The organism is Ruegeria arenilitoris, assembly GCF_013035425.1.
Lineage (GTDB): Bacteria > Pseudomonadota > Alphaproteobacteria > Rhodobacterales > Rhodobacteraceae > Ruegeria > Ruegeria arenilitoris_A.
The window spans coordinates 1-20,099 of sequence record NZ_WQHX01000012.1 but is presented as its reverse complement, the minus strand read 5'-3'; the positions used below and the strand labels follow the sequence as shown (position 1 = coordinate 20,099).

Sequence of the window (20,099 nt, the reverse complement as noted above, 5' to 3'; positions counted from 1 at the left end):
TCATTCCACAGTAAAGGAAAATTCGCCCTGCATCGCATGACCGTCTTCACCTAAACCACGCCATTCGATGACATACGTGCCAGTTCCCTTACTCGGCAGTGGGATCGTGAACTCTTGCCCAAATTTTGTTTGGTCGCCCAGTTCGAGGTTTACGGCAGGATTTGCATCGTGCTCCATCTTAACCCGCGTTAACCTGATATCCTTGTCAAAGTTAAGGCCGATTTCAAAGGGTACAGCAGCCATTGTCTCGCCATTGGCAGGTGTCGTTCCTTCGACCTTGGAATGCGCCAGTGCGCCGCTGGGAAGCGCAACCACGAGTGCGAGCGTTATGATCTTCTTCATAGGCCTATCCTCAATTTATTAAGTTGGCACGCTGGATTTCACGAATGTACGCGATCACCATAGCCACGTCACCTCGCGTCAAACCTTCTACGGGCGGCATGTCACCAAACCGCCAATGATGATGACTTCTGACGCCCTGAAAAAACCGGCTCTTTGAAAGGCTGCATCAGTGTGATGGCTAGGTTCGTATATCTTGTGGACCAGAAGGGGGCCTGCGCCTTCTAATCCGACCTCATTTACGCCGTAGCAAGATGCGCAGGAGGCATCAAAGATACGTTGGCCATTTGCTGCATTACCCTCGATGGGCGGCATTTAAATCGCGACAATGGCGTCGCCTTCGCCTGTTTCAGGCGGTTCCGCGTCTTCGATTGCGCCGGGGCGAAGAGTAACAAAGACACCAATGGTAGCGACAGCGCATACGCCGACTAGAAAGCGGCTTTTTTCGTGATTAATCCTGACTTCGTGGAAGTTGGTGGTGCTGCTGAACATCGATAACGCCGTACATGATCGCTGCAGTGGTTTGGACGACTTTGCAGTTGAGCGTTGACTTACGTCAAAGCGTCGGTTGCCAAACTGCGATTAAGATGGCTCGCATATGGATGAGAGCCATTGCATAAAAAATTTCAAGAGAACGGTGACGCTTTTGGCCGTACTGATAGCTATGGCCGCATGCACGGGCAGGCATCACAATGGTGACTGGCATGGACACGGTGCAGAAGGTTGCTATGGGCCTCACCACGGCGTTGTTCGAGAGGGTCATTGCGTTACAATTGAGTAAGCTCTTCTACAGATAGGCACTCGCAAGTACCCGGTCCTACTAGATTACGTTTGATTGTCGCGAGACTTCTGTCGATAGCGCGCCCTTAACCGCAAGTTTTTCCCGGATGCAAAATTCGTATGTTTATGAAAAAGTGAGTGAAATTTTTCACGTTTTGCGTTCGTGCCTAGGTCTCCAATATTTTTGGAAACATGGTGCATCCATTTAGTCCAACATCTGCGTTTGTTCGCAGTCCCTCAAGGCGTGCCTCAGCAGTTTACTGTGCTTCATCCCAAGGATTCTAACGTACCGTTCTAAAGCGTAGCCGTATGATGCATGTTGTATGACGATAGATACCGGTTATCTAGGACGACGAGTGGTGAGCAACAAGTTGATTGTCATGCACCTGGTAGGAGATTTCGTTTCGTATTGGGTGGTAGCCAACGGAAGCGATGGATGCCGTGTCCGGACAGTGAGAGATACGCATGCAGCTTCATTTTGTGTCACACCTGTGTGTCACACCACTCTAATGCTTGCTATCTAGTTTTTCTGTTAGGTTTTGGTGGAGCCTAGGGGAGTCGAACCCCTGACCTCTTGCATGCCATGCAAGCGCTCTCCCAACTGAGCTAAGGCCCCATTTTGGTACCGAATTGCGGTGTCGGACGTTTATGAGACGGCGCTGACAAGCGCAAGCAAAAAATCCGAAACAAGCAAAAAGATACTACCCTGCAGAATGCACGGAATCAGAGGCGGCTAAGCCGCCTCGTTCCGAAATCAGGATTCGTCTTCAGACGACATATCTTTGATGTCATCCAACGAAACGTTGTCGTCTTCGTCCTCTTCCAACAGATCGTCGTCCAGTTCAACATCGACATCATCATCATCGTCTAGAACCAGGTCGTCGTCCGAGGTCGCTTCACGCGCCTTGACCGAGGCAGCATCCTCTGCATCAGCGGCGATCATCCGGCTTTTGCCGGTTTCAAGCTCCACAATCTCGCCGGTATATGGGCTAACGATCGGGTCCTTGTTCAGGTCATAAAACCGTTTGCCTGTTGTTGGGCAAACGCGCTTCACGCCCCATTCTTCCTTGGGCATATCAAATCCCCTTGATATCAGGTGAATCTTATAAATGATTCAGGTGACCTGCCATAAGCGGCAGGCGCTGTCAAAGCCTTTGAGCCAAGGAGTGCAAAGTATGGGGCGACACGCATTGCCCGGAACGCCCTCAGTACCGCTTGTACTGCGTAAATCGTCTCGCGCCAGACGGATAAGCTTGCGAATTTCTCAGTTGGACGGGCGGGTTACACTGACTTACCCTCAATTTGTCGCCGAGACCGAAGCACTAAACTTTGCACAACAAAAAGAAGCCTGGATTCGTCAGCATCTTGAGGAAAGGCCGACGCCGGCAGAAGTTCGGTTTGGCCAGACCATACCCGTCGAAGGGGCACCGCGCCGAATCGTACCGGTATCAGGTCGCCGGGTCCTATTGCGACCTGACGAAGTCGCCGTTCCCGAAGGTGCGGAAGCGCGTCGTCTGGCACGGTTTTTCAAGGAACTCGCCCGCGATCGGTTCACAAGCGCCTGCGACGATTATTCCGCAATGCTCGGCCGATCATACTCAACTCTGACCTTGCGCGACACCAGATCGCGCTGGGGTTCGTGCAGTTCAGCCGGAGGGCTAATGTTTTCCTGGCGGTTGATCCTCGCTCCGCCAGAAGTCTTGCACTACGTTGCAGCGCATGAGGTGGCCCATTTGGCCGAAATGAACCATTCGCCTGCATTTTGGGAGAACGTCGAGCAGCTTTTTGGTCCGTACAAGAACCCGCGACGGTGGCTGAGGGATAACGGTGCCGAATTGCATCGGTATCGCTTTGAGAGGCGCGCTGCTTGACGTTGTGCAAATTTGTGATCACAACAAGGAATGTTGACCGCGCGCCCTGCCGAATCCCAAACTGCCACGCACGACAGAGTTTACCGCGCTCTGCGATCGCGCATATTGCACGGGGAAATAGCACCTGGCCAAGCGCTGACATTGCGCGGTATCGGTAAAGAATTCGGCGTGTCCATGACCCCCGCGCGCGAGGCTGTCCGTCGTTTGGCCGCCGAAGGTGCCTTGACTTTGTCCTCTTCTGGTCGCGTTTCAACGCCAGAGCTGAGCAATGACCGTATAGAAGAACTGGCCGCCTTGCGCGCACTGATCGAGGTTGAACTGGCAAGCCGCGCGCTGCCTCGGGCGCACATTGCGTTGATCGATCGTTTACAAAGCATCAATATGTCCGTCGCGGAAATGGTAACCAAACGCGACGCCGTCGGGTACATCCGGACTAATCTTGAATTCCATCGCACACTTTATTTACGTGCGCAGGCCCCGGCGATGCTGGCGATTGCAGAAACCGTATGGCTGCAACTTGGTCCAACCATGCGCGCGTTGTATGGTCGCCTACGTCGTACAGATCCTCCTCACTACCACAAATTGATTATCGCGGCTTTGAAGGCCGGGGATGAACCGGGACTCAGACTGGCCGTCCGCTCGGATGTGACACAAGGTTTGCGTCTGCTGGTGACCTGAGCAGCTTATTGCCCATGACGATTTCTTTGCGGATGACATGACCCAATTGCTGGTTTGGACTGACGTCCTGCTGTAGTCTTGGAGCAAATCACCAATAAGAGCAGATTTGAATCATGATTGATCGACGGGTTTTTTCAATGGGGCTTGGGGCGACCATTCTGACGGCATGTTCCAGCAGCAACGCACCAAGCAGCGCACCGGCGACACGGATGCGTGCCGTACCGAATGCAGGATGGGATTCCTGGGTTGCCAACTTCAAGGGGCGCGCGGCGTCTCAGGGAATTTCACAGACAACGATAAACCGGGCTTTCCAGGGTGCAGGATATCTGCCGGGCGTCATTGAGCGGGACCGTAATCAGGTCGAATTCAAACGCTCTTTGGAAGATTATCTTGCGATTGCTGCGTCAGACGAACGTATCAGCACCGGCAAACAGATGTTGCAGCGGTATAACGGCACTCTTTCACAGATCGAAGCGCAGTACGGCGTAGATAAGGACGTCATCGTCGCCGTTTGGGGGCTAGAAAGTCGATATGGTTCACGCCGGGGAGACGTACCCGTTGTCTCGGCCCTTTCAACCTTGGCTTACGATGGGCGGCGCGGACAGTTTTTTGAAAGCCAGTTGATTGCCGCAATGAAAATCCTTCAAAACGGAGACACCACTCCGGATAATATGACCGGCAGCTGGGCCGGGGCGATGGGACATACTCAATTCATCCCAACATCTTATCTGGCTTACGCTGTCGACTTTACTGGGGATGGGCGACGCGACATTTGGTCTGATGACCCGACGGACTCGCTGGCCTCAACCGCAGCATACCTTTCTCGCGCCGGATGGGTGCGCGGGCAACCGTGGGGTGGTGAAGTCGGTTCGGCAGCCGCCAATTCTGGCACTCCTGTTGCGGTATTACAGCCGCAAAATCCTGGCCCACGGATTGCCGTTTTCCGAAATTTTCAAGTAATTAAGCGCTATAACAATTCGGACAGCTATGCGATTGGCGTCGGACATTTATCTGACCGTATTTCTGGTGGCGCACCGTTTCAGGCCTCGTTTGGGCCTGATGAAACTGGGCTTACGCTTGAAGATCGCAAAGAAATACAACGCCGCTTAACCTCTGCCGGTTATGATACCCAAGGCGCAGACGGAGTCATCGGCAAAAATTCCGAAGCAGCGATCAGCGCATATCAGCGTGCAAATGGGCTTTCGGTAACCGGAAAGCCATCGGTTGAACTGCTGCGTCGGTTGGGTGGCTAAACGATTAGGCCGCCAGCCCCTTCGAGCCAATGTCCAAGAATTTTTGGCGACGATCCTTGATCAGTGCCTTTGCATCTTTGCCTTTTAGCTCTTTAAGCATGGCAGCAATGGCGGCACGAACGGATTTGAAAGCCGCAGCGCGATCGCGGTGAGCACCGCCTTTAGGCTCAGAAATAATGCGGTCGCACACGCCAAGCTTGTAAAGATCCTGAGCCGTCAGGCGAAGCGCCTCGGCAGCTTCGCGCATCTTTTCGGAGTCTTTCCACAGGATTGAAGCACACCCCTCGGGCGAGATCACTGAATACACGGAATGTTCGAGCATCGCCACGCGGTTGGCTGTGGCAAAAGCTACTGCGCCACCCGAACCGCCCTCACCAATAATAACAGAAACCAGCGGAACACCGATCTTTAGGCACATTTCGGTCGAACGGGCGATCGCCTCGGACTGTCCGCGTTCTTCGGCGCCTTTTCCGGGATATGCTCCTGCAGTGTCAATCAAGGTGATCACCGGAAGACCAAACCGACCTGCCATTTCCATTAGGCGCACAGCTTTGCGGTATCCTTCGGGACGGGCCATTCCAAAATTACGCTCGATTCGCGATTTGGTATCCGAACCCTTTTCGTGTCCGATCACCATCACCGGCTGATCATTAAAACGCGCCAAACCGCCAATAACTGCAAGATCGTCGGCAAAGTTGCGATCACCAGCCAAGGGTGTGAACTCGGTAAACAGTTCTTCCACGTAATCTTTGCAATGAGGCCGTTCAGGATGACGCGCCACCTGACATTTCCGCCAAGGCGTCAGGTCGTTGTACAATTCATCCAAAAGTTTGGCAGCTTTGGCATCTAGCGCTGCGGCCTCTTCAGCCACATCCATTTCTTCGTTTGCCCGAGCAAGGGCACGCAGTTCTTCGGCCTTGCCTTCGATTTCGGCTAACGGTTTTTCGAAATCCAGATACTGAGTCATGTCGCCTCTCAACGAGAAAGTTCCTTGCTATATGACCCGAGGTTACCCCAGATGCAACTCAGCAAGATTTGTGGTGATGGAATTTGGGTGTTCCAAGGGACAACAAAAATAGAGGCGGAAATTATTGAGGGCTTTGGGTCTCAGTGCAGAGGGCGCTGAGAATATTCTGTACGAACCGGGGAACGCAATAACAAAAGGAGTGCTGGTGGAAACCAGTCCTCCGCAGGGTCGATTCAGCTAGGCCAAAGCACCGGATACAAAGACGCAACCAGAAGCGCAGCCATCGTCCAGTTGAAAACGACAAGCCGCCGTGGATTGGTCAGAACCCGCGCCATTTGTTGACCCAAAACAGTCCAAGTGCTGACCGAAGGTAGATTAACAAGCCCAAACACTAGAGCGACAACAACAATTGCGCCCAGCGTTTGATTTGGCGTGTAAGCCGTAGTTGCCGTAAGAGCCATTGCCCACGCCTTGGGATTAACCCACTGAAAAGCGGCGGCCTGAAAAAAGGTCATCGGCGTGCCTTGGCTTTCTCCTCGCTGCACCGGAGCGGCGTTTGCAATCTTCCACGCTAGATAAAGCAGATAAAATACCGAGGCGATCTTCAAGGCGCTGTAACTTAACGGAAACTGATCAAAAACTTGCACCAATCCCGCTCCGACCAGCAGGACCATAAACGTGAAACCCAAGCCAATTCCCAGCATGTGCGGAACCGTTCTCCGAAATCCGAAATTCGCGCCGGACGCCATCAACATCAGATTGTTCGGCCCCGGGGTAATTGAGGAGACAAAGGCAAATACGATCAGCGCCACAAGGATATCGTAAGTCATGTTTCGATTATTACATCGAACTGAGCGCATGAAATTGCGTTTTCGTGCAAATACGGATAGAAATCGCAACAAATGACGAAAATTGACAAGACAAACCAAAAAATATTGCAAGAGCTTACGCGTGACGGTCGGATTAGCAATCTGGAGCTTGCAGACCGCGTTGGTTTGTCTCCATCGGCCTGCCTGCGCCGTGTGCAGGAACTTGAACGGACAGGTGTAATATCTGGCTATCGCGCCGTGTTAAATCCTGCTGCGCTCGGCGTCGGGTTCGTTGCATATATTGGCGTGGGGCTTGGCGAGCATACTAAATCCGCCCAAGAGGGATTCGAACGGGCTTTGCAACGGTCGCCTGAAGTGGTCGAATGCCACAACATAACAGGCACCATTGAATACCTGTTGCGTGTCGAATGCGCGGACCTGCCGGCGTACAAGACATTTCATACCGAAGTTCTGGGAACCCTTCCTCATGTCACCTCGATCACGTCTTATGTGGTCATGGGATCACCGAAAGACATGCGAGCTTAATGCACAAATTGTGATTTTTGTATCTCTTGCGACCTGATTTATCAGAGAATAGTGTCTTCGAAGATAAATTGCCCAAAGTGTGGAAGTACTGAATGAGGCGATAACTCAGGGAGAATGATATGAAACTTGCCCGAACCGGAGCATTCGCTGCTTGCATAGCGATGTTTTCAGCAGCCGCGCTGGCAGCCCCGCTGAGACTGCAACCGGCAAGCCCGCAACCAAATGCCAAAGCTGGCCTAAACGTCAAATACGCGTGGGAAGGAAACCCACCGCGCAAAATTCAAAACCTCTCAAAAGTTAAAAGTTTATTAAAAAAGGCCAAACCCGGTCAGCCTTTGCGTGGGTTGGATTATCGCGACACAAACGAAGGCGATCCGGTTCTTACCTATAATCAGGCTTTCAATGTCGCAGCTGAAATTACAGGGTATATGAAGTTCGACTCCCCCGGCATTTACGAACTGGAAACTTGGTCAAATGACGGCATAGACGCTTGGATCGGCGGACAGCAGATCGGATATGTCAACGGGCGTCAGCCATGTGAAGCCAACCAGCGAACCGAAGTCGAAGTCCCCCAAGCCGGTTGGTACCAGCTTAGGATAAGTTATTTCCAGAAATACGGCACCTCTTGTCTTATGATGAAGTCCGGGAAAAAAGGCGGACGAATTACGTGGACACCGAATAACGTATTTGGACGCTAGGCCCAATTACCCGCCGAAAAAAGAGGCGCTCGAACGAGCGCCTCTTTTATTTAACTGCCCGCCGCAATAAGTTCGGCTTGCGCCACGATCACCTCGGCCTGCTTGATCGAAGCAATGTCGACAAGTCGACCTTTGTAAACGGTTGCGCCTTCGCCATTTGCTTTAGCCTGTTCCATTGCAGCCAGAATTTCGCGTGCTTCGGACACCGCTTCCTTTGACGGGGTGAACACCTGATTGGCAAGTGCGATCTGTTTAGGGTGAATAGCCCATTTTCCAACCATGCCCAAAGTTGCTGACCGTTTTGCTTGAGCGATGTATCCTTCATCGTCAGAAAAGTCACCGAATGGTCCATCGACGGGCAAAACACCGTGGGTGCGACACGCCGCGACAATAGCTGCCTGAGCCCAGTGCCACGGATCTGACCAATGCTTTTCGCCATCGCGTAGCATGTAATAGTTTTCCTGCGTGCCGCCGATACCAGTTGTCTGCATTCCCATAGAGGCCGCAAAGTCGGCGGCGCCTAAACTCATCGCCTGAAGACGCGGAGATGAGGCTGCGATCTCTTCGACATGGGCGATTCCAGCCGCGGACTCTATGATAACCTCGAACGTTATCGGTTTGGTTCGCCCCGAGGCACGCTCGACCGCGGTGACGAGTGCATCGACGGCATAGACATCCGCGGCACAACCTACCTTTGGGATCATAATTTGATCCAACCGATTACCCGCCTGTTCCAGCACACCTACAACATCGCGATACCAATAGGGTGTGTCCAACCCATTGATACGTAAGGACATATATTTCCCGCCCCAATCAACGGTTTTCAACGCCTCGATAACGTTTGCACGAGCAACATCCTTGTCGGACGGTGCCACGGAATCTTCGAGATCCAGGTTTATTACGTCTGCTGCAGAAGCAGCCATTTTCGGGAACAGCTTTGTGTTAGAACCAGGGCCGAACAATTGACAACGATTGGGACGGGCCGGTGCAGCTGGTTGTATGCGAAAACTCATTTGGGCCTCGTGCAAGCAATGAAATTACGATTTTCGTCTGCAGTTGGGTATTAAATTGCGCAGCCATGCGCAAGCATCATTGTGCACCTGCGGCAATGCGAGCGCAGAATTTGTGAATCTGATGGATCGGAAGGCAATCAGACATCATCCAGCTTGAGGAGTTCGAACATTCTTGCGGGTATTCTTCATTTCTTGCGATATTCTCCCAACAAATACCCATTTTGGCGCTGAATTTAAGAAGCTCTCGCTGAAATTCTTCTTTAGTTTTAGCCGGAATCAAAGGAGTGACGCGCGATGATCGAGACACCATATCTGTTGTTTTTGGGTGACGCGCCCGACCAACTGGCGGCCAAAGTTGCAATAGGCATCAAAGATTGGCGACCAGAAAACGCAGTCGGACAATTCCGCATGGAAGGTTGCAAGGCCGATTTGGGCCTAAAGGACATGAGTCTTACTGAAGCTCGCGAAGCAGGAGCCAAGACATTGGTGATCGGGGTCGCCAATCGCGGCGGCGTCATAAGCCAGGAATGGAAAAAGGTTCTGGTGACTGCGCTGGAAGAAGGTTTCGATCTTGCATCTGGCTTGCACAACTTGTTGCGGGATGAAGCTGATTTGGCAGCGGTAGCCGAGGCAACCGGCCGCAAACTGCATGATGTGCGGGTTCCAGATGTCGACTATCCAATCGCCAATGGAATCAAGCGCAAAGGCAAACGCTGCCTCGCTGTCGGGACTGATTGCTCGGTTGGAAAGATGTACACGGCGATGGCTATGGAAGCCGAGATGAGAAATCGTGGTATGAAAGCAACGTTCCGCGCCACTGGCCAGACCGGTATCCTGATTACAGGCGACGGTGTGCCGCTAGATGCAGTCGTAGCCGACTTTATGGCGGGATCGGTTGAATGGCTGACACCGGACAACGACGAAGACCACTGGGACCTGATAGAAGGACAGGGTTCATTGTTTCATGTCTCTTACTCGGGCGTCACGATGGCGCTAGTCCATGGTGGTCAGCCCGATGCATTGATCCTCTCTCATGAACCCACACGTGAACATATGCGCGGGCTTCCCGGCTACCAATTGCCAACGCTGGAGGCGCTGCGCGACACCGCGCTTCACTTGGCACGCGTTGCAAATCCCGACTGCCAGGTCGTCGGGGTTTCAGTAAATACTCAGAACATGAGCGAAGATGACGCCAAAACCTATCTAGCAGCGATCGAGGCAGATATGGGTCTGCCAGCCACCGACCCATTCCGCTTTGGTTCGGGTAAGTTAGTGGACGCACTGGCTGCGCTGTGATCAAAACTCGCTGCTAGAGCCGGGGATGCTCGCCATCTGCATAATCAAACAATTTTGAAGGAGTTTCTGTGTGCAGCTAGAAGTTACTCAGGACGTTTTTCGGCTGGCGCAGGTTTTCACCATCTCGCGTGGTTCTCGCACAGAGGCCAAAGTGCTGACTGTTCAGATTTCCGACGGCACGCATAAAGGTTGGGGCGAATGCGTACCATATTCGCGTTACGATGAGACGCTCGAATCTGTAACAGCCCAAATCTCCGGCTTACCGCAGGAGTATGACCGTCATTCTCTGATGGAGCTTTTACCAGCAGGGGCTGCCCGGAATGCCGTCGACTGCGCTTTGTGGGATCTTGAATCCAAACGGGCAGGAAAACGCGCCTGGGAACTGGCTGGATTGCCCACGCCCGGGCCAGAGATCACGGCCTACACTTTGTCCTTGGACACGCCACAGGCAATGCGAGAACAGGCAGCCAAAAACGCCCATCGACCACTGCTCAAGATCAAGCTGGGAACGCCTGATGATATGCCGCGATTGGAGGCTGTTCGCGCTGGCGCGCCAAATGCAAAGATCATCGTGGATGCAAATGAAGGCTGGTCTGCTGAAGTTTACGCTGATCTTGCGCCACATCTTCTAAGACTGGGCGTGGCCTTAGTTGAACAACCGCTGCCTGCCGACGCAGACGATGCCTTGATCGGCATGAACCGCCCAGTGCCGGTCTGTGCCGACGAGTCCTGTCACGACAGGGTCAGCTTGCCCGGTCTAAAAGGGAAATATGATGTAGTTAATATCAAGCTGGACAAAACCGGTGGCCTGACAGAGGCGCTTGAACTACGCAAGGCGGCCCTAGCCGAAGGGTACGATATCATGGTCGGATGTATGGTAGGCAGTTCTTTGGCGATGGCTCCTGCCACGTTAGTGGCGCAGGGCGCGATGGTAACGGACCTTGACGGCCCGTTACTTCTGGCCGAAGACCGCGCCAGACCACTAACTTTTGACAACGCCGGAGTTCACCCGCCTGAAGCGGATCTCTGGGGTTGAGGAGACAAACATGAACCGAACCGTATTTGTGAATGGTGAATACCTGCCCGAAACCGAAGCCAAGATTTCAATCTTTGACCGCGGATTTTTGATGGCCGATGCGGTCTACGAAGTCACCAGTGTTTTAGACAGCAAACTTATCGATTTCGATGGTCATGCCGTGCGCTTGAAGAGGTCTTTGGACGAACTCCATATGGCCGAGCCATGCACAAAAGAAGAGTTGCTGGAAATTCACCGCAATCTAGTCGAAATGAACGGCATCGAGGAAGGCTTGGTTTACCTTCAGGTGACCCGCGGCAGCGACGGTGATCGGGACTTTGTTTTCCCGCCCGCAGATACAAAACCAACTCTTGTGCTGTTTACTCAGAACAAACCGGGATTGGCAGACAGCCCTGCCGCGAGGAAGGGCGCCAAAGTTATCTCAATCGATGACATTCGGTGGGGACGTCGCGATATCAAGACGACGCAGCTGCTTTATCCCTCTCTTGGCAAGATGATGGCCAAAGCCGCTGGCTGTGACGACGCCTGGATGATTGAAGATGGCCATGTGACCGAAGGCACCAGTAACAACGCATACTTTGTCAAAGGTGGAAAAATCATAACGCGGCCGTTGTCCAACGAGATTCTGCACGGCATAACCCGCAAGGCGGTCCTTCGAATGGCGGCTGAAGCGCAGATGGAAGTCGAAGAACGCCTATTTACAATTGATGAAGCCAAAGAAGCGGATGAAGCTTTCACCACTTCGGCCAGCGCGTTCGTGATGCCGGTTATCGAGATCGACGGAGTGCAACTAGGCGATGGCTCGCCGGGGCCAATAGCCAAAAGACTTCGTGAAATCTATTTGGATGAAAGCCGAAAGGCAGCCATCTAAAAAAGGCAAATCAAAGGCCCGCTTAATAGGCGGGCCGTGTTAATTGCCGATGTCGAAATTTAGTCCTTTTTACCAACATTCTCTTCAAATGCGACTTTGAACTCTGCCTGCTTTTCAGGGCTTGCCTCGGTTTGATAGTTAGCTTTCCATTCATCCATGGTCATGCCATAGAAAACCTCTCGGGCTTCATCCTTCCCCATCTCGATGCCTTTTTCGTTGGCCGCTTCCTGATACCAGCGAGACAGACAATTGCGGCAGAACCCGGCTAAATTCATCATATCAATGTTTTGAACATCGGTACGGTCTTGCATCAGGTGCTTTTGCAGGCGGCGAAATGCAGCGGCCTGAAGTTCGATTTCGGTTTGATTGTTCATGGTCCGGCTCCCGACGACAGAGTTGTATACTATACCTGACCTAGCGGCCCAAAGGCGATGTTTCAACAAACGGCATGTCAGGCAAGTTGCAAGGCCAGCCATGGCACGATGCAAAAAATAAGGGTCAGAACTTTATAGTTAGCAAGGTACCGAAAATACGCTCGCTTCACATCCGGACGCTCCATCTGGAAAATCCTGCCGTGAATGTCGGCGATCTGGTCTTGCAGTAACAACATCATCAATGTGGTGAACAGTAGAACCGCGACGTTCAGCACAGCCATCCAACCGAACACGGCTGAAAGAAACTCCTGAGACATAGTCGCCTCCTTTCCCAATATATAAGAGTTAAAAAAAAGCCCCACAATTATGAAAGTTAGGAAAACCGTCGCAGTTACAAGCCGCTGTCAACCAACGCGTCTTGTAGGATCACGGCCATCCGTTCAGCCCAATCCCGTTGCCCGGCGTGATCGGCGATCAGGTCGTTACGCAACTCGATCAGAGCATTCGGGCGCCCGTGTGCAGTGCAATGTCTGTCGATTGCGTCGCCAGGCAAAACTCCGGTGTAGGGCTCGTTCACGCCGACACATAGATCGCCCTCGGCCGCCAACCTGTCGATAAGTGGACGTGAAAATCGCTCGTCCGGTGTGTGCAACACGCCGACATGCCAAGGGCGCGGCTCTCGACCACGCAATTGCCTAGTGAAGGAATGCATCGACACGATCACCGCGTGCGGCAAGCCAGCCAGACGCTCAAGTTCTTCATGGTAAGGGCGATAGCACATGTTCAGGCGGCGTTCGCGCTCTATCTCGTCAGCATTGCGATTTCCGGGAATGATTGAACCGTCGTATAACTTCATTAGCAGCGTCGGATCGTCTTCCCCCCTGTTCGGGTCGATAACGAGGCGCGAGAAATTGGCCGCGATCACAGGCGCGTTCAAAATCTCGCCCAAGTGTTTGGAAACTTCATACGCGCCCACGTCGTAGGCGATGTGACGCTCCATATCTTCGCGTGGCAGTCCCAGATCACCACCATTTATTTCAGGCGGTACAGTATTGGTGGCGTGATCGCAGGTAATCAACCAGCGTGATGGACGATCTGCGCCGTGCACAAAAAATGGGGTGTATGTCATGAGCCTGTCATCTAGTTTGCCGCAGGTGTAGGGCAGTTGCCTCGGAAAGGGAATTGCGCAATAAGCAATCCGAGCACTGTTTGCGGTAACATCGAGTGATTGAGGAGAGCAAGACTAATGCGACGCCTGAGAAATGTTAAAATTGTGGCGACGCTTGGTCCGGCGTCAAACGACTACGATACGATACGCGCCCTGCACGAAGCAGGCGCTGACGTATTTCGCCTGAACATGAGCCACGGCAGCCACGATGAAATACGCGAGCGCCACCGCATCATTCGGCAAGTTGAGAATGATCTGGACAGCCCAATCGCGATTCTGGCCGACCTGCAGGGCCCAAAGCTGCGCGTTGGCGTGTTTGCCAATGACGTAGAAGAACTGGAAGAAGGTGCCAGTTTTAGGCTGGACCTCGACCCCGAGGCCGGAGATATCAACCGGGTTTGCCTGCCCCACCCCGAAATTTTTGCAGCTCTAGAAACAGGTTCGCGCTTGCTGGTTAATGATGGCAAGATTCGCCTCATCGTACAGGAGTGCGGCCCAGACTTCGCAAACTGTGAGGTCGAGGTGGGCGGCGCAATTTCCAATCGCAAGGGCGTGAACGTACCAGATGTGGTTTTGCCACTGGCCGCTTTGTCGGAGAAGGACAGGGAAGATCTGGAATTTGTCTGCCAGCTGGGAGTGGACTGGCTGGCGCTTAGCTTCGTACAACGCGCTAAAGATGTGTTCGAAGCTCGCGCGTTGGCCGACGGACGCGCCGCGATTTTATCCAAGATAGAAAAGCCCGCCGCGATTGAGGCATTCGAAGAAATTCTTGATGCGTCAGACGGTATCATGGTCGCCCGCGGAGACTTGGGCGTTGAATTGCCAGTGTCAGCAGTGCCGCCGATCCAAAAACGGCTGGTGCGCCGCACGCGTGCCGCGGCCAAGCCCGTCATTGTGGCAACCCAGATGCTGGAGAGCATGATCGAAAGCCCGATGCCCACGCGCGCCGAAGTTTCGGATGTTGCTACCGCAATCTATGAAGGCACGGACGCTATCATGCTCAGCGCGGAATCGGCTGCTGGTTCGTATCCAGTTGAAGCCGTTCAAACAATGAACAAAGTCGCCATAGAGGTCGAAGCTGACCCTACCTATGACCAGATCATTGCCGCGTCACGCACCGCCAAGGGCACCACGGTTGCAGACGGCATCGTGGCAGCCGCGCGTGAGATTGCTGAAAAAACTGATATTAAAGCGATTTGTTGCTTCACCCAAAGCGGTACAACGGCGTTGCTGACCGCTCGTGAGCGGCCCGGTGTCCCCATCATCGCGATGACTTCTTTGACCGGCACAGCGCGGCGTTTGTGTCTGTCCTGGGGTTGCAATTGCGTAATGACGCCAGTGCTGGAGCGTTTCAAAAGCGCCGTAGTCAATGCCGCCCGCGCTGCACGCGCCGGCGGATTTGCCGGTGAAACTGATCAGATTGTTGTGACCGCAGGTGTGCCTTTCAATGTACCGGGCAGTACGAATATCTTGCGTGTTGCACCTTGCGATGAGCGGCTGATTTACAGTACCGACCCAGAATAAATCGCGTCTTTCGGATCGAAAAAGCACGGAGCTAGTTAGGCTACGAACTCGCCAGACGCTTTGTTTGGCGGGTTTTACATTATTCAAAAGCAATTGTTTTTTCAGTAAAAATTCCCCAACCCCTAAGAAAGTGCCAAAAAATTAATCACCTGGCGAATAAATCTGATACCTTTTTGGCAGCAGCCCTCAGATCAGTTCCAGGTTCGGGTTGCCAGGTCGGTACATCTTCACCGACACACAAAAGCAAAATCGGAGGAACGAAATGACAACGAAAATTGTCATAGGACTGGACGGCACCGAAAACGGAGAGCGCGCGATTGCCTTTGCCAAGGATTTGGCAGGAAGGATCGGCGCCTGCGAACTGTTGGTCGTCTACGTAATCGAGTGGTCCCCTTTCACCTTCCAAACCCCGGAAGAAAATGCGCTTCGCCACAAGCGGCGCGAAGAAGAGATCGAACTTGCGACATCACGGATCGTAGAACCCGCAGTGCAAGCTTTGAAATCCGAAGGGTTCGCCGCTTACGGGATCGTGCGCCACGGGGATGTAGCGGAAACCTTGAACGCCATAACCGTGGAAAACGATGGATCGCAAATCATAGTTGGCCGCGCATCTGCAGACGGTATCAAAAAGCGGCTATTTGGCAGTTCGACCCAATATCTGGTGATGCATGCCGACGTGCCAGTCACGGTCGTAAATTGAGGAGGGGCAACAATGATAATTTCAAAAAAACTTGGCGTTTCCGGTCTTGCAACGGGCCTATTAGCCAACGCAGCTGCAGCTCAAGAAGCCGTTGGCCTTGACGAAAAAATTAATCAGGCATTTTCGGATTTCACCGGCCCTTTTGTCAGTTTTATCTTTGCACCGTTCCCAGGGACGAGCGTTCCATGGATCGTGATGTGGCTGGTTATCGCTGCAACTGTGTTTTCACTGTATTTCGCATTTGTTCAATTTAGGTTTTTCGGCCACGCGGTAAGCTTGGTTAAGGGCGATTACTCTGACCCAAACGATGCAGGTGAGGTAAGCCATTTTCAGGCGCTGGCGACCGCGCTGTCTGGTACGGTCGGACTGGGGAACATAGCTGGTGTAGCCGTTGCCGTAGGTATCGGTGGGCCGGGCGCGACGTTCTGGATGATCGTTGCGGGTCTTCTGGGCATGGCCTCTAAATTCACTGAATGTACGCTCGGCGTGAAATACCGCAATGAATACGACGACGGCACCGTCTCTGGTGGCCCGATGTATTACATGTCCAAAGGGTTCAACGAACTCGGCCTGCCGGGAGGCAAAATCTTGGCGGTGTTGTTCTCGATCTTCTGTATTCTGGGTGCCTTGGGCGGGGGCAATATGTTCCAGGCCAATCAAGCCCACCAGCAGATAGCGGGTATCACCGGGGACTTTCCCGGCTGGATCACTGGCTTGGTTTTTGCCGGCATTGTATTTGCTGTAATCGTAGGCGGTCTGAAATCCATCGCGCGCGTGACTGAAAAGGTCGTACCGTTCATGGGTGTTATGTATGTTTTGGCCGCCTTGGTGATTATCATCATGCATGCCGATCAAATCGGCTGGGCCTTTGGTCAAATCTTTGCGGGTGCGTTTACCGGGCTAGGCGTCGCTGGTGGCATGGTCGGTGCGTTGATACAAGGTTTCCGTCGTGCTGCGTTTTCGAACGAAGCTGGGGTTGGTTCCGCGGCCATTGCCCACTCAGCCGTGCGTACAAAAGAGCCGATCACCGAAGGGTTTGTGTCCCTGCTGGAACCGTTTATCGATACAGTCGTGATTTGTACTATGACCGCTTTGGTAATCATCATCACACAGCAGCTGGTCATCGACCCCGAAACGGGCATGTATATGTTGAACGAGGAAGGTACAGCTGTCGCTACAGTCGACGGAAACTCTGGCGTCAGCTTAACCTCGGCCGCTTTTGCAAGTGCATTCGGTTGGTTCCCATACGTTTTGGCGGTCGCCGTGGTTCTGTTTGCTTTTTCGACCATGATCAGCTGGTCATACTACGGCCTAAAGGCGTGGACCTATCTGTTTGGCGAAGGCGCGACCAAGGAGTTGGTGTTCAAGATCATCTTCTGCATTTTTGTCGTCATCGGTGCAGCAGCCAATCTTGGCCCTGTCATCGATTTCTCGGATGCGGCGATCTTTGCTATGGCCGTTGTGAATGTCTTCGCGCTCTACTTCCTGATGAAGGTTGTTCGCCAAGAACTGAGTTCCTACGCGGAGCGGCTTAGGAGTGGCGAAATCCGGAAATTCGGTCACTGAATGAAAGCACCGGGGCGACCTTTGTCGCCTCGGAACCTGACACCTCTGCCAAAAGCAAAGTTTCCGGTCAAAACCCCCTTGCCTCTTTATCAAAACTTGCGTAAACGGCGCTTCTGATTGCGTGACCGGCCGATGTGGCATGCCGAGTCGCGTTATATACCGAACCCGAAGATAGGAGACGGAAATGCCCAAGATGAAGACCAAATCGAGCGCCAAAAAGCGCTTCAAGGTGACAGCGACCGGTAAAGTGATGTCGGCTCAAGCTGGCAAACGTCATGGCATGATCAAGCGGACTAAGAAATTTATCCGCGACGCCCGTGGCACCACCACTCTCTCCGCCCCCGACGCCAAGATCGTCAAGGGCTACATGCCCTACGACCGCTAAGAGGAGATTCAGAAATGTCCCGCGTTAAAGGTGGAACCGTAACTCACGCTCGTCACAAAAAGATCATTAAGTCTGCCAAAGGTTACTATGGTCGTCGCAAAAGCAACTTTAAAGTTGCGACTCAGGCCGTCGACAAAGCCAACCAATACGCGACCCGTGACCGCAAGAACCGCAAGCGCAACTTCCGCGCGTTGTGGATTCAACGTATCAACGCGGCCGTGCGTTCGCATGACGAGGCACTAACCTATTCACGCTTCATCAATGGCCTGAACCTTGCCGGCATTGAAGTGGATCGTAAAGTTCTGGCAGATCTGGCCGTGCACGAACCGGAAGCGTTCGGCGCGATCGTTGCCAAAGCTCAGGCGGCTCTTACCGCCTAAATCTCTTTAGAGAGAGACAGTGAAAAAAGGCCGTTCGCTTGAGAGCGGCCTTTCTTGCTTTCATAGCGGTGATTTCAACTCAAATATTGCGCGAAGCGAATAACTATTGTTTTTGGAAATACTTTCGCGCAGGGCCAGAACCCGACTGATGCCGCGATTGAAAGTCCTGGGCACATTCCCAGAAGAGTCGATGGCGGATTAACCTCTAATACCCGATTGACCAAGAAGCCAAGACCACTCGATCCTTGATAAATTTTCCCTCAGAATGATTGTGAGCAGCTCAATCGCCAAGTTCGAGATTGCCAAGCCTGGAATAAAGATACTCGCCTATTGCTTGTGAACCTGTCGCACTGGTGTGAATCGGGTCATAGAAATCGGATGCAAGATCAAAATCGATCTCGGCCATAAGGTCCAAGCAAATGGCATCTACGTTTTCACATGCAGCCATTTGAGCGTCTGCAAGGGCGCGTTCAAACCGATAAAAGTCAACCCCGTTCAAATTTTGATACTCCTTGGGCAATTGCTGACGAACCAACTCAAAAAAATCGGGTTGATATTCCGCAATACCTGCTATCTGGCCATTGCGGCGGGTCCAACGGGCGCTTCTCTGGGTAACGAATATTGGTTCCGCACCGAAATCACGGGTCAACTTGGCTAGCTCAGAAATACGATCAGTATAACTTTCGAGTGAAGGTCCAAAAACAACGTCCAAAGGAGCGGATATTTTTGGCTCTGTGACAAGAGGTTCACGATCGGCAATGTTTGTTCGATTCAATTCGTTTAGTGAATGTTCTTCAGCGAAAGCTGACTTAACGACCCGATAAAGTTGATAGAAAACCGACTTAGTTTTGATCGTCGCTTTAAGATTGTTGTAAGCATTGTCTTCCAGCGCCACCACGTCGTATGTGTCCGTAGGCTGAGATATTAGTAGGTCGTTAATTCCTACATAGTACAAAACGTAACGCGCATCTAAATTTGGGATCTCATTGAACCAAGATGAGAAATTCGCAATGTGACCGAATGTAGATTGACCATCAATACCCGCGTTGACGATTGAAACAGACTGCCCGGACGCAGCAAACAAATCCCGCATGACAGCTTGATAAGTTTGTGAGTTATCGACCCAGCGTTGATCGGTTGTTGAACCGCCAACTGTTAAAATGTCAATGTCGGACACATCACCTTCAAGACCACGAAAACCATAATTGTCGCGAGAATATGTTACAGTCGGTTTTCCTACATGAATTGGGTTTTCTTGTACTTTTTCGTAGTTTCGAAGCTTCGTAAATTTCATCAAAGCGTGTTGATCCGAAAACCACGTGCCAAAAATAAGCTCGGCAACCAAGAACGCGATCCCTAGCAGCAAACAATTAATAACCACTACTCGCCACATGCATGAACTCCCTAGAGTAGCATTCCCTGAGCTGGATAAATCAAATTCAATTTGTTTTCCAAGCCTTTCATTGACACCTAAGCTTGGTAGACCCGCACCAACTTTATTGTCCGGAACCCGAGAGAATAGAGGCCTAAATCAAGTAAGGAATGAATTGTGTTTTGAGTGCACAAACAGAACCAAAAGCATACCACCCATAAATTCAAAAGTAAAAAAACATAAACAGACAACGAAAAAACAATAAAAGCAGGGAACAAAGACCCTGCCGACGACATCTTGCTAGCCGCAATGACAACTTCAGCAGGACTTTGTTCTTTCCAAGTTCGACCAGGAACAAATTTTCTACGCGATCTAGTTGCTCTCCGCACAGAATTGAAAATTGACCATTAAGTGGTTGTTTTTTTCAGACCTTCAGGTTATGAGGCTGACGATGTGAAGACGTTAAGCAATTG

24 protein-coding genes and 1 tRNA gene are annotated in these 20,099 nt (G+C 52.2%); 13 read left to right on the top strand and 12 right to left on the bottom strand.

The features are described from left to right. The 5 genes from GOV45_RS21735 to GOV45_RS21720 all read right to left on the bottom strand — a co-directional run bounded on the left by GOV45_RS21735 (position 1) and on the right by GOV45_RS21720 (position 2,194). Entirely contained in the window at positions 1–342 is a 342-nt protein-coding gene (locus GOV45_RS21735; RefSeq protein WP_170482139.1) for a copper resistance CopC family protein, read from the bottom strand. A gap of 87 nt (positions 343–429) precedes the next feature. Next, positions 430–654 carry a hypothetical protein gene (locus GOV45_RS21730; protein ID WP_437436534.1) on the bottom strand — a complete coding sequence of 75 codons (225 nt, stop codon included), beginning with the start codon at positions 652–654 and terminating at the stop codon, positions 430–432. Further along, positions 655–831: a hypothetical protein gene (locus tag GOV45_RS23170; protein ID WP_174823740.1), complete on the bottom strand. Its 177-nt coding sequence runs from the start codon at positions 829–831 to the stop codon at positions 655–657. A gap of 828 nt (positions 832–1,659) precedes the next feature. Next, positions 1,660–1,735 (bottom strand) — tRNA-Ala (locus tag GOV45_RS21725). A gap of 138 nt (positions 1,736–1,873) precedes the next feature. Next, positions 1,874–2,194 carry a TIGR02300 family protein gene (locus GOV45_RS21720; RefSeq protein ID WP_170482136.1) on the bottom strand — a complete coding sequence of 107 codons (321 nt, stop codon included), beginning with the start codon at positions 2,192–2,194 and terminating at the stop codon, positions 1,874–1,876. Between the two features lie 100 nt (positions 2,195–2,294). Between GOV45_RS21720 and GOV45_RS21715 the strand changes: the two genes are divergently transcribed. From GOV45_RS21715 to GOV45_RS21705, 3 genes are all read left to right on the top strand, one after another. Beyond that, positions 2,295–2,990, top strand: a complete 696-nt coding sequence (locus GOV45_RS21715) for a M48 family metallopeptidase (protein ID WP_254448087.1) — start codon at positions 2,295–2,297, stop codon at positions 2,988–2,990. A 30-nt stretch (positions 2,991–3,020) separates the two neighbouring features. Beyond that, entirely contained in the window at positions 3,021–3,668 is a 648-nt protein-coding gene (locus GOV45_RS21710) for a GntR family transcriptional regulator (RefSeq protein ID WP_170482131.1), read from the top strand. 113 nt (positions 3,669–3,781) lie between these two features. After that, a complete protein-coding gene (locus tag GOV45_RS21705) occupies positions 3,782–4,921 on the top strand; it encodes a lytic murein transglycosylase (RefSeq protein ID WP_170482128.1) in 1,140 nt (379 codons plus the stop codon). Between the two features lie 4 nt (positions 4,922–4,925). Here GOV45_RS21705 and GOV45_RS21700 read toward each other — a convergent pair whose 3' ends face one another. Then, complete coding sequence (locus tag GOV45_RS21700) at positions 4,926–5,888, bottom strand: acetyl-CoA carboxylase carboxyltransferase subunit alpha (RefSeq protein WP_170482125.1); 963 nt, start codon at positions 5,886–5,888, stop codon at positions 4,926–4,928. A 233-nt stretch (positions 5,889–6,121) separates the two neighbouring features. Continuing rightward, positions 6,122–6,718, bottom strand: coding sequence for a LysE family translocator (locus GOV45_RS21695; RefSeq protein ID WP_170482282.1), 597 nt, complete (start codon positions 6,716–6,718; stop codon positions 6,122–6,124). A 72-nt stretch (positions 6,719–6,790) separates the two neighbouring features. Here GOV45_RS21695 and GOV45_RS21690 point away from each other — a divergent pair, with 72 nt between their 5' ends. After that, complete coding sequence (locus tag GOV45_RS21690; RefSeq protein ID WP_170482123.1) at positions 6,791–7,243, top strand: Lrp/AsnC family transcriptional regulator; 453 nt, start codon at positions 6,791–6,793, stop codon at positions 7,241–7,243. 119 nt (positions 7,244–7,362) lie between these two features. After that, positions 7,363–7,941: a PA14 domain-containing protein gene (locus tag GOV45_RS21685; protein WP_170482120.1), complete on the top strand. Its 579-nt coding sequence runs from the start codon at positions 7,363–7,365 to the stop codon at positions 7,939–7,941. A 50-nt stretch (positions 7,942–7,991) separates the two neighbouring features. Here GOV45_RS21685 and GOV45_RS21680 read toward each other — a convergent pair whose 3' ends face one another. Continuing rightward, complete coding sequence (locus GOV45_RS21680; RefSeq protein ID WP_170482118.1) at positions 7,992–8,954, bottom strand: L-malyl-CoA/beta-methylmalyl-CoA lyase; 963 nt, start codon at positions 8,952–8,954, stop codon at positions 7,992–7,994. 294 nt (positions 8,955–9,248) lie between these two features. Between GOV45_RS21680 and dgcN the strand changes: the two genes are divergently transcribed. The 3 genes from dgcN (at position 9,249) to GOV45_RS21665 (ending at position 12,157) form a co-directional block, all read left to right on the top strand. Beyond that, positions 9,249–10,250 carry an N-acetyltransferase DgcN gene (gene dgcN / locus GOV45_RS21675; protein ID WP_170482115.1) on the top strand — a complete coding sequence of 334 codons (1,002 nt, stop codon included), beginning with the start codon at positions 9,249–9,251 and terminating at the stop codon, positions 10,248–10,250. A 70-nt stretch (positions 10,251–10,320) separates the two neighbouring features. Beyond that, positions 10,321–11,286 carry an N-acetyl-D-Glu racemase DgcA gene (gene dgcA / locus GOV45_RS21670; protein WP_170482113.1) on the top strand — a complete coding sequence of 322 codons (966 nt, stop codon included), beginning with the start codon at positions 10,321–10,323 and terminating at the stop codon, positions 11,284–11,286. A gap of 10 nt (positions 11,287–11,296) precedes the next feature. Next, positions 11,297–12,157 (top strand): D-amino-acid transaminase, encoded by an 861-nt coding sequence (locus GOV45_RS21665; protein ID WP_170482110.1) that lies wholly within the window; start codon positions 11,297–11,299, stop codon positions 12,155–12,157. A 59-nt stretch (positions 12,158–12,216) separates the two neighbouring features. On the opposite strand, the gene GOV45_RS21660 is transcribed toward GOV45_RS21665, so the two are convergent. The 3 genes from GOV45_RS21660 to GOV45_RS21650 form a co-directional block, all read right to left on the bottom strand. Beyond that, positions 12,217–12,531 carry a DUF1244 domain-containing protein gene (locus GOV45_RS21660; RefSeq protein WP_170482107.1) on the bottom strand — a complete coding sequence of 105 codons (315 nt, stop codon included), beginning with the start codon at positions 12,529–12,531 and terminating at the stop codon, positions 12,217–12,219. 77 nt (positions 12,532–12,608) lie between these two features. After that, positions 12,609–12,848, bottom strand: coding sequence for a DUF6868 family protein (locus tag GOV45_RS21655; RefSeq protein ID WP_170482104.1), 240 nt, complete (start codon positions 12,846–12,848; stop codon positions 12,609–12,611). 74 nt (positions 12,849–12,922) lie between these two features. After that, a complete protein-coding gene (locus GOV45_RS21650; RefSeq protein ID WP_170482101.1) occupies positions 12,923–13,660 on the bottom strand; it encodes an N-formylglutamate amidohydrolase in 738 nt (245 codons plus the stop codon). Between the two features lie 117 nt (positions 13,661–13,777). Between GOV45_RS21650 and pyk the strand changes: the two genes are divergently transcribed. The 5 genes from pyk to rplT all read left to right on the top strand — a co-directional run bounded on the left by pyk (position 13,778) and on the right by rplT (position 18,254). Further along, positions 13,778–15,223, top strand: coding sequence for a pyruvate kinase (gene pyk, locus GOV45_RS21645; RefSeq protein WP_170482098.1), 1,446 nt, complete (start codon positions 13,778–13,780; stop codon positions 15,221–15,223). A 262-nt stretch (positions 15,224–15,485) separates the two neighbouring features. Continuing rightward, on the top strand, positions 15,486–15,923 hold the full coding sequence (locus tag GOV45_RS21640; protein WP_170482097.1) for a universal stress protein: 438 nt from the start codon (positions 15,486–15,488) through the stop codon (positions 15,921–15,923). A gap of 12 nt (positions 15,924–15,935) precedes the next feature. Continuing rightward, positions 15,936–17,489 carry an alanine/glycine:cation symporter family protein gene (locus GOV45_RS21635; RefSeq protein WP_170482093.1) on the top strand — a complete coding sequence of 518 codons (1,554 nt, stop codon included), beginning with the start codon at positions 15,936–15,938 and terminating at the stop codon, positions 17,487–17,489. 184 nt (positions 17,490–17,673) lie between these two features. Then, a complete protein-coding gene (rpmI, locus tag GOV45_RS21630) occupies positions 17,674–17,874 on the top strand; it encodes a 50S ribosomal protein L35 (RefSeq protein ID WP_039523697.1) in 201 nt (66 codons plus the stop codon). A gap of 14 nt (positions 17,875–17,888) precedes the next feature. Continuing rightward, complete coding sequence (gene rplT, locus GOV45_RS21625; protein ID WP_170482090.1) at positions 17,889–18,254, top strand: 50S ribosomal protein L20; 366 nt, start codon at positions 17,889–17,891, stop codon at positions 18,252–18,254. Between the two features lie 280 nt (positions 18,255–18,534). Here rplT and GOV45_RS21620 read toward each other — a convergent pair whose 3' ends face one another. Then, the gene (locus GOV45_RS21620) at positions 18,535–19,647 is read right to left on the bottom strand and encodes an SGNH/GDSL hydrolase family protein (protein ID WP_170482087.1); all 1,113 of its coding nucleotides are present in this window, start codon (positions 19,645–19,647) and stop codon (positions 18,535–18,537) included. Positions 19,648–20,099 lie beyond the last annotated feature (452 nt).

Bases quoted from the DNA above. Each gene is read 5' to 3' on its own strand.
- GOV45_RS21735 (WP_170482139.1), bottom strand. From the start codon at position 342: ATGAAGAAGATCATAACGCTCGCACTCGTGGTTGCGCTTCCCAGCGGC.
- GOV45_RS21730 (WP_437436534.1), bottom strand. From the start codon at position 654: ATGCCGCCCATCGAGGGTAATGCAGCAAATGGCCAACGTATCTTTGAT.
- GOV45_RS23170 (WP_174823740.1), bottom strand. From the start codon at position 831: ATGTTCAGCAGCACCACCAACTTCCACGAAGTCAGGATTAATCACGAA.
- GOV45_RS21720 (WP_170482136.1), bottom strand. From the start codon at position 2,194: ATGCCCAAGGAAGAATGGGGCGTGAAGCGCGTTTGCCCAACAACAGGC.
- GOV45_RS21715 (WP_254448087.1), top strand. From the start codon at position 2,295: ATGGGGCGACACGCATTGCCCGGAACGCCCTCAGTACCGCTTGTACTG.
- GOV45_RS21710 (WP_170482131.1), top strand. From the start codon at position 3,021: ATGTTGACCGCGCGCCCTGCCGAATCCCAAACTGCCACGCACGACAGA.
- GOV45_RS21705 (WP_170482128.1), top strand. From the start codon at position 3,782: ATGATTGATCGACGGGTTTTTTCAATGGGGCTTGGGGCGACCATTCTG.
- GOV45_RS21700 (WP_170482125.1), bottom strand. From the start codon at position 5,888: ATGACTCAGTATCTGGATTTCGAAAAACCGTTAGCCGAAATCGAAGGC.
- GOV45_RS21695 (WP_170482282.1), bottom strand. From the start codon at position 6,718: ATGACTTACGATATCCTTGTGGCGCTGATCGTATTTGCCTTTGTCTCC.
- GOV45_RS21690 (WP_170482123.1), top strand. From the start codon at position 6,791: ATGACGAAAATTGACAAGACAAACCAAAAAATATTGCAAGAGCTTACG.
- GOV45_RS21685 (WP_170482120.1), top strand. From the start codon at position 7,363: ATGAAACTTGCCCGAACCGGAGCATTCGCTGCTTGCATAGCGATGTTT.
- GOV45_RS21680 (WP_170482118.1), bottom strand. From the start codon at position 8,954: ATGAGTTTTCGCATACAACCAGCTGCACCGGCCCGTCCCAATCGTTGT.
- dgcN (WP_170482115.1), top strand. From the start codon at position 9,249: ATGATCGAGACACCATATCTGTTGTTTTTGGGTGACGCGCCCGACCAA.
- GOV45_RS21665 (WP_170482110.1), top strand. From the start codon at position 11,297: ATGAACCGAACCGTATTTGTGAATGGTGAATACCTGCCCGAAACCGAA.
- GOV45_RS21660 (WP_170482107.1), bottom strand. From the start codon at position 12,531: ATGAACAATCAAACCGAAATCGAACTTCAGGCCGCTGCATTTCGCCGC.
- GOV45_RS21655 (WP_170482104.1), bottom strand. From the start codon at position 12,848: ATGTCTCAGGAGTTTCTTTCAGCCGTGTTCGGTTGGATGGCTGTGCTG.
- GOV45_RS21650 (WP_170482101.1), bottom strand. From the start codon at position 13,660: ATGACATACACCCCATTTTTTGTGCACGGCGCAGATCGTCCATCACGC.
- pyk (WP_170482098.1), top strand. From the start codon at position 13,778: ATGCGACGCCTGAGAAATGTTAAAATTGTGGCGACGCTTGGTCCGGCG.
- GOV45_RS21640 (WP_170482097.1), top strand. From the start codon at position 15,486: ATGACAACGAAAATTGTCATAGGACTGGACGGCACCGAAAACGGAGAG.
- GOV45_RS21635 (WP_170482093.1), top strand. From the start codon at position 15,936: ATGATAATTTCAAAAAAACTTGGCGTTTCCGGTCTTGCAACGGGCCTA.
- rpmI (WP_039523697.1), top strand. From the start codon at position 17,674: ATGCCCAAGATGAAGACCAAATCGAGCGCCAAAAAGCGCTTCAAGGTG.
- rplT (WP_170482090.1), top strand. From the start codon at position 17,889: ATGTCCCGCGTTAAAGGTGGAACCGTAACTCACGCTCGTCACAAAAAG.
- GOV45_RS21620 (WP_170482087.1), bottom strand. From the start codon at position 19,647: ATGTGGCGAGTAGTGGTTATTAATTGTTTGCTGCTAGGGATCGCGTTC.